Genomic DNA, 7,086 nt, shown 5'->3' with positions numbered 1-7,086 from the left:
CCGGATCAACTGTGCCACCTGGCTTAAATTACGCATGGATTTATTGGTGGTTGTCCGATAACCAATAATCACATTGGGGTTGTAAAGCCTTGTTTTGAACAAAATGGTTTTTGCTCCGGGGGTAGTATTTTCGCGCATCATCACACCGCCCCAGCCGCCGTTTTGCACTTCATCAAGGCGGGCAATCACGGTTCCGTTGCCGCAAAGTTCCTGATGGACAGAGTGGAAGACATCGCTGGTAGTGGTGGACTTGCCGGTAGCTGTAAGCATGAAAGTGCCCTCATCATCGCAGGGAGAGTAGGAAGCCGTACCGTTGGCACTGGCATGGGTGTTGGCGTTGAGCCAGGGTGGCAATAATGCCGTGCCTTCATGAACGGTAATATCGGAATAAACAGTGGAAGAATTCCCGCATTCATCTTCCAGGTTTATTATCACCTGAAAAGTTTGACCTGCTTCTGAACAGGAGAATGTGCCGGGATTCATCGTCACCGTGATGTCCTGTTTTGCCGTGAAATCGTCGTTGTAATCTGAGAGGACATCGTCAGCCGCGAGGGTGTAACTTCCCATAGGATCGAGGTACACTGCATTGTTCTTTGGTATGGCGGATGGGGGTAAGAGGTCAATATTTACCACGACAGGATCGGAGAATGCAGGAGCACAAACCCCACTTTGCACCTCAGCCCGGAACCAGGTAGTTTGGGTCACAGCACCAATGGTTGTACCTGCAAGTGTCGCAGAAGTTTCGGCAATATCCTGTGGTGAGGTGAAATCCACATCCGATGAGCGCTGCCATCTGAGCACATTACCAACATGGTCAACCAGCTCAAGGTCATCGGGTATTTCGCTGCTGCAAATGGTTTGGGTGTTGATGGCAGTGCCACCGATAGTGAGCGGGTCAACGTTGATGGTGTACGTTGCATGAGCTGAAGCCGCGCCGCAGGTATTGTTGCTGGTAACGGTCAGCGTTAGAACCACAGCATTACCTGCATCGCCGGCTGCAGCGGTGTAAGTCGGAGTTAAGGTACTTGTGCCGACCAAATTTCCTGCTCCGTTGTGTGTCCAATGGATGGTACCGTGCGTGGCTGAAGCTCCGCTTACCTGATGCGAACCCGTTTCGCAAATGGTGGCGCTGCCGCCGGCTGAGGCTGTGGGCAAAGGATCATAGGTGATGGTGTAAGTTGCAGATGCTGCGACGGGTTGACAGAAATTGTTGCTGTTAACTGTGATGGTTAATGTAACTGTTCCGTCAACTTCTCCTGCTGCATTTGATAGCCTCAGATTATCCAGAGTTGGCCAGACGAGTGCACCACCCCCTTGCACTGAAGAGATGGTTATTGATGTGATAGATGTTGATGAAACATAACCCACAAAATTATTAACATCTGCAGGAGATGAGGTAATTGAAGCAGGAGGATCATCGCCATTAAAGTTTATGATAACCTCATTATTCACATAATTACCCGCAATGTTTGAGCTATAGAAATTCCCACCCACGCATGTAACACCGGGCGAAAATGTAATCGTTATTGCATCCAGAGCAGCGTCTGTGCTCAATTCCCTTCCATAAGCTGAAGTTATATATAAACCACCAGCGGTTGATACTGTGTAATTATAGCTTCCAGTTGTAAAGGTGTGAGGTGAAACAAGGTATCCTGCATTATAGGCACTAAAATTTTCAGTCGTAATTTGTTTACCCCCTTTAGTAGCCTGTGATGCCCAGTTCGCATAGTTTGTGTAAACCCCTGTTATTAAGTTAGCTATTGAGTAAGTTGGGGTTAAAGTGGTTTCATTTTGCAGGGAGCCTTTTCCATTGTGAGTCCAAAGAATGGTTCCATTGGAAGCAGAGGCTTCTCCTGTTTGTAAAGTATAACTTTCTTCGGAACTGCAAATTACTGCGGAACCACCAGCTGAAGCGGTGGGTAACGGGTCGACAGTTATAGTGTAAGTAGCAGTAGCTGTTACCGGACTGCAAATGTTGGCGCTGGTTACAGTAAGGGTCAGCAAAACATCATTCCCGGCATCTCCGGCTGCGGCAGTATATGTCGGAGCTAAGGTGCTCGTGCCGGTAAGATTACCTGTTCCGTTGTGCGACCAGGCGACTGTTCCGTTTGCTGCACTGGCGCCACTAACCTGGTGTGAACCGGATTCGCAGATCGTTGCGCTGCCGCCGGCTGCGGCTTGGGGAAGCGGTTCAACATATACAGTATAATTTGCCGAAGTTGTTGCAGTTCCGCACGAATTGTCGCTGGTAACGGTCATGGTCAGTGTTACTGTATTTCCTCCATCACCTGAAGCAGCCGTATAGGTTGGAGTAAGTGTGGTTTCATCAATCAGTGATCCTTCACCATTATGTGTCCAGAGTATGGTTCCATTGGCTGCCGAAGCTCCACTCACCTGATGTGAACCGTTTTCGCAGATTGTTGCGCTCCCGCCTGCGCCTGCAACGGGCAGGGGGTCGATGTCCACCCGGACAATATCAGAAGCCGTTGCCGAAGCCCAGCCCCCCGGATCGCAGGTTACCCTTGCCAGCCTGCGGAACCAGGTGGTCTGAGTCACGGTTCCTGTATGGGTGTAGGTTTCCGAAGCAGCGCCCGGAATATCCACAAACGTCGGGCTTGAAGTGCTGATCTGCCACTGGTACTCCAGATCTCCCACATATCCTGTGGGTGCTGAAACGCTGGTGAAGGGATCGGGCACATGACCGGAACAGAGGGTCTGGGCAGCGGCAATCACACCGCCATCAGTGGGATTGGTACAACTTAACGGATCGGTTCCTTCCTTATATTCATAGGCTCCCATGTCAATTGTTCCAGTTTGGGTATGATCGGTTTTTAATAATTTCCTTCCAAAACCTTTTCCACGGATATCGTACAATTCGTCATTATAACCGTCAGATCCTGTATCAAGGCATGGTGAAAGGTGAGTAAGCCTGAAATCGTCTGATTCCGGTGCTGAGAGGCGCGGATCTGAGTTGATGCAATTTGTTGGGGAAACAGACCCGAAAACATCGCCGGCATCATTTTTATAGCAGCAGTTGTTGAGTGTAATGGAATTTCCGTCATGATAGATTTCATCTCCGTCTTCGTCAGCTATATTATTCCATACAATGCAGTTGTTCAGCGTTAAAGTTCCATTGTCTTCATTGATGATTCCACCACCGTTTTCCCAGGCATAGTTCCCATAAAATGTCACATTGGTGATTTCAGAAGTAGAATTTTTATTTACCACCCCTCCATTTCTTCCTTTATTGTAGACGAACAGCGCATTTGTAAGGGTAATTGAGGACTCAAAAACAGTCAGGCCACCGCAGCCATCCCCACCTCCATTCTTTTCAAAAGTCAGATTTGATATAAATGCCCCGTTTGATGTATAAACATACAATCCACCTCCACTTACACCGGAATTGTGTTTAAAAAGAACGTTATTTATCATAGGTGTACATTGGTCATTGAGCATACCTCCACCTTGTCCGTATGGCCAGCCACTATTGGCATTCCCGCCTGAAATGGTGAACCCGTCGAGGACGGCAGAACTTGTCAGGGCTAACGTATTTGGATGATAAAAAACATGATAGCAATTTTCCCCATTATTGGAGAAAGCTAAGGTCTCTCCTATCCCCGTGACCAGGTCATCCCCGCTAAGGTCACCGCTCAGGATCGTTTCGTCGGCTGCGAAATCCCTGTCGTCCAGGTCAAATGTGGCAGGGTCTTCCGTTCCTTCAAAACCGCCTAAGATTTCCACGCCATTTTTCATCTGGAAGGTGAATTTCCGTGGCTCGTCTGTTGTGCCATCAGGTTCCTGCGAAGGTTTATAAACTCCTGCGGCTACCCAGATTTGGTCTCCGTTGTTTGCAATGTCTAATGCCGATTGGAAAGAATTGAAAGCGTTAGTCCAGCTTTTACCGTTATTGCTGCCTGAAGCATTAATATCAACAAAGATGATTATCCCATCCGGATCTGTTCCGCTTGTCCACTCATAACAGCCCATATCAATGGTTGAATTCTGGATGCGGTTCTCGCCTCTGAAATCTTTTTCAACAACAAGGTTCGGAGCTTCAACATAAGCATTATTCCCGGTATTGACACACGGCGAGCTTCCGTATAAAGTAAAATCATCATTGGCGGGATCAACGAATCTTGGGTCAGTCGTAATGGAATTTAAAACAGAAATAGTTCCGGAAATATCCCATTCCTGATTATCATAGCACGAAAAGTTCAGCGAAACAATTCCGCTGTTAATTTTGATTTCTTGACCATCCCCTGCAATATTGTTCCAAACAACGCAATTATTCAGACTTGTAATGCCATTATTGTCATTCTTAATACCACCCCCAATCGACCAGGCAACATTTCCTGTAACTGTTGTATTTGTAAGCGATATTGCAGCGCCATAATTGTCAATCCCACCACCCATAGCGGCATAATTAGAATAGATAAGGGAATTGATAAATACAGGGTTACCTTCTGTTACAGCAACTCCACCACCTCCACATCCGACAGCATTATTTTTAATGATAACATTGCTGATAACAGGAGATGCAGTATGGATATATAAACCGCCGCCAGATAAGTCCGAATTGACGCTATCAAAAGCATTTCCACCTGTAATAGTAAAACCGTCAAGAGTAGCTGTATTATCGAGTGCAGGTGTCAGATCCGGATAATAAATTACATGATAGCAATTGTCTTCACCGGTAGAATTGCAATATCCTCCCTCGTAATTAATATCGAAAATATCATTATCCGACAAGTCACCGCTCAATATTGTTTCATTAGTTAAAAAATCCCTTTCATTCAGATTGAAAGTCAGGGGATCTTCATTTCCTGCAAAACCACCATAGATTCCCACGCCGTTTTTCATCGTGAAAATAAACCTGCGGGGTTCGTCTGTTGTGCCGTCTGGTTCTTTTGATGGATGATAAGTACCTGAAGCAACATAGATTTTGTCCCCTCTGTAGGCTGCTTCCAGACCTGCCTGAAGTGAAATATATGCATTTGCCCATGAGTTTCCATTGTTTGCGCCGGAAGCATTGTGTTTCACAAATATGATTTTGGGTTCATATTCAAATGCGCCCATCGTAGGAGGATCATATCTTGCTGTGCCTGCATAATCTTCAGTTAATCCAGCGATGGTGTTTCCTTCAGCTAAAACACCGGTTTTATAATCTTCAGGGTCAGTTCCGCCGGGGTTGGCGAAATCCGGATTAACAGTTAAACTATTTGCATCCCCTCCTGTTGCGGCCTGCCAATCCGCAAGCGTGGCAATATCACTTCCGTCAAAAAAACCAAGCAGACTGTTGGCGCCGGAAACATAATAGTCGTTATAATCAATTGAAAGTCCGACATTAGTTGATAATCCGATGGCGTAATGCGTAGTTCCTGTTCCGCCGGTTCGTGTATTGCAGAAAATGTTGTTTTTATGCGATCTTGGTTTTACCAGCAATGAAAAAAATGCATAAGATTTTCCTGCATCTGCCGGGGCGGTACCCCCGATGTAAATGGTATTGAAAAATGTTTCTTTCTCGTCTCCTCCCGCTCCGGTATGCCATTCCAATATTCCATACAAAGCAGCATGAGAATTCACTGAGTTACCCAGGGAGATCACGTTGTTATAATAGGAGACCTCGGAATAATAGTTATGCATCCCGCTGATAAACGACCCGGAAGAAGATGTGTTGATATCAATACTATGGATAAAATTCCCGTAAATTGCAGTACTACCGGAGCTCACAGCTAAATGTATCCCGCATGAAGCTGTTGGCTCAGTCCCATTTGTGCTATTGGCAACTTCAATATTGTAAATTTCATTCCGGGATATTTCCGATAGCTCAGCGTTTGCGTAGAGCGAAATTCCCACAATGGCCCCGCCATAAGCAAGGCTGACTGACGGATCACTGCCAAAATAATCAACCTTAAGATCGTGGATTTTGTTGTTGTTGATATTCATCTCAGCGCCACCGGAAGATATTCCGTATAAAGGCACTACTGAAATTCCATCATACTCATACCGGATATTATTGGTCAGGTTGGCAATCGTATTGCCGGAAATGGTCAGGATGCCATTATCCGTAGTATGGGGTGTATAAATCCCGCGCATGAATTGATAATGACCCGGATTAGCTGATCCCGCCACATCCGAAACGGACGTTGAGATGATACTGTTGGCGGTTATTTCGCTGCCGATTATATTGTTGCTGATGCTGCATTCGGTACCCATACTGGTCATAATACCAAAAAAATTAAAAAAGTAATTTTCATCAGCGTCTAAGGTAATGGAGCCAATAACGTTATCTTCCACATCGGCATCACCCAAGCTCGTAATGGCAGTGAATTGAGCTCCACCGCTTGCAGTGCCGGAATTCCGGATTGCGATAGCCCCGGTACCAGTTGAAGAACCTATGGTATTTCCGCTTATTACCCCATTTACAGAATTGGTGCAATCATAGATAATTCCGCTCCAGCTGGGATTTCCCGAGTTGTCGAAATCAAATCCTTTGATGGTGTTGTTTGTGATGGAATTGGTAGTGCTTGTTTCATTAATACTAAGCATCATGCAAACAAACGAATTAGCCCCTGAAGTTTTTGTCCATGTTCCGGAACATTCTGCAGCGCTGCCTCCGACAAAATTGCCATCAATTTCATACCCTGTCCCCGCGTTGGAAATGTTTATGATGACATAGGCCACATTGGCGGATGGAGCAAATGCAGTGGTTTCAAAGAAACTGTTACCGGATATCGTCCAGCCGGTATTGTAACCGGATAGCTCAATCCCGTGAGATGTATTTGCTGCGTTGAGAAAGTCAAAGATTTGATTGTTGTTAATGGTATTTCCGCTGTTCTCTTTTGTTTCGGTTCCGAGAGAAAATATTGCATTTACCGGCCTGTTGTTGTCATTATTTGTGATATGATTATGTTCGACGGAATTGTCATCATTACCGCTTGTACCGGTTGTAGTGGAAAATGTGACAATTCCATCACCGGTGGAAAGCGATGATCCTTTGATGTTGCAATATTTTATATCGTTATTTGTCGCATCATTTATCAACCGGATCGTACAGGTTCCGGCTGCCGACGATGTGCTTTCGTT

Annotated in this window: 1 protein-coding gene; it reads right to left on the bottom strand. The window is 45.9% G+C overall.

Annotation, left to right across the window (positions count from 1 at the left end; translation table 11 throughout):
• Positions 1 to 7,086: hypothetical protein (locus IH598_04530; protein ID MBE0637764.1), on the bottom strand; the 7,086-nt coding region annotated here is incomplete at both ends.

Source organism: Bacteroidales bacterium, from assembly GCA_014860585.1.
Lineage (GTDB): Bacteria > Bacteroidota > Bacteroidia > Bacteroidales > 4484-276 > RZYY01.
The sequence above is the reverse complement of the archived record's forward strand: the minus strand, read 5'-3'. Positions and strand labels throughout refer to the sequence as shown.